Below are 1,282 nucleotides of genomic sequence, written 5' to 3' on the forward strand. Positions count from 1 at the left end.
CGATGATGACGGGGACGGAGCCGCCGATGATGACGGGGACGGAGCCGCCGATGATGACGGGGACGGAGCCGCCGATGATGACGGGGACGGAGCCGCCGATGGTGACGGGGACGGGCCCGGACATTTCGGTCACGCCTGTGCCGCGGCCAACTCTGACAGTTCCCACGCCTCCCCCAGAGCCACTTTTTGTCGATGGCTTAGTTGTCGCAAATGACGGCAGTAACTATTTAATCGGCAGCTTGTTCAATGACACGATTGCCGGGGGTGCCGGCGACGACACACTTTTGAGTCGGGACGGAGACGATCTACTCAGGGGCGAAGACGGTAACGATTCTCTCAACGGTGGCGCTGGTAAAGATATTGTTGAGGGCGGGCGCGGTAATGACACGGCGCGGGGCGGCAAAGACGATGACTTGGTTTCTGGCGACGAGGGCGATGACTTAGCTTTTGGCGACCTGGGCAATGATATTGTCTTGGGTTCTGAAGGTAACGACACGCTGTACGGCGGTAAAGGCAATGACTGTCTGCGCGGTGGTGGGGAAGACGACCTGATTTTTGGCGACAGGGGCAGTGACACTGTTTTTGGCGACACGGGTAACGACTGCCTGATTGGCGGCGCTGGCAATGATATTTTGTTGGGACAGCAGGGCGGGGATGTTATCACCGGCGGTGTTGGTAACGATACTGGTGATGGCGGCGAGGGTGATGACCTGCTCTTCGGGGGCGATGGCAATGATTCTTTGTCTGGAGATGCTGGGGATGATATTCTTTCGGGCGATCGCGGGTCTGATACTCTGACAGGAGGCGACGGATCGGATATCTTTGTTCTCGGTAGGGTGGGCACGTCGCCCGGTGGCAACGGGTTTCTTACTACTGGCGGTCGCGAAATCGGCGATGCTGATGTAATTAGAGATTTTAATCCGGGAGATTCGATCGGTCTGGCTGGAGGTTTGAATTTTACAGAGTTAGAAATTTTCCAGGGCCAAGGCTCGAATTCTAGCAACACGATTATTAGGGACAGGCAAACTGGGGAATTTTTGGCGGTGTTGATTGATGTTCGATCGAACTCGCTAGATGAATCTCGGTTCACTACAGCTCAAATACCCCGCGTAGACGACAATCCTTTCACCATTGAGGGCACAACTCCTTCTAGCCCTGCCGGGACAACTCCTTCTAGCCCCGCCGGGACAACTCCTTCTAGCCCCGCCGGGACAGGTCCTTCTAGCCCTGCCGGGACAGGTCCTTCTAGCCCTGCCGGGACAGGTCCTTCTAGCCCTGCCGG

The 1,282-nt window shown here is 56.9% G+C and carries 1 pseudogene; it reads left to right on the forward strand.

Going from position 1 to position 1,282, the window contains the following annotated elements:
• Positions 1-1,282 (forward strand): annotated as a pseudogene (locus QUB26_RS08815) (calcium-binding protein); the annotation flags it as partial.

The organism is Microcoleus sp. B4-C1, from assembly GCF_036705285.1.
Lineage (GTDB): Bacteria > Cyanobacteriota > Cyanobacteriia > Cyanobacteriales > Microcoleaceae > Microcoleus.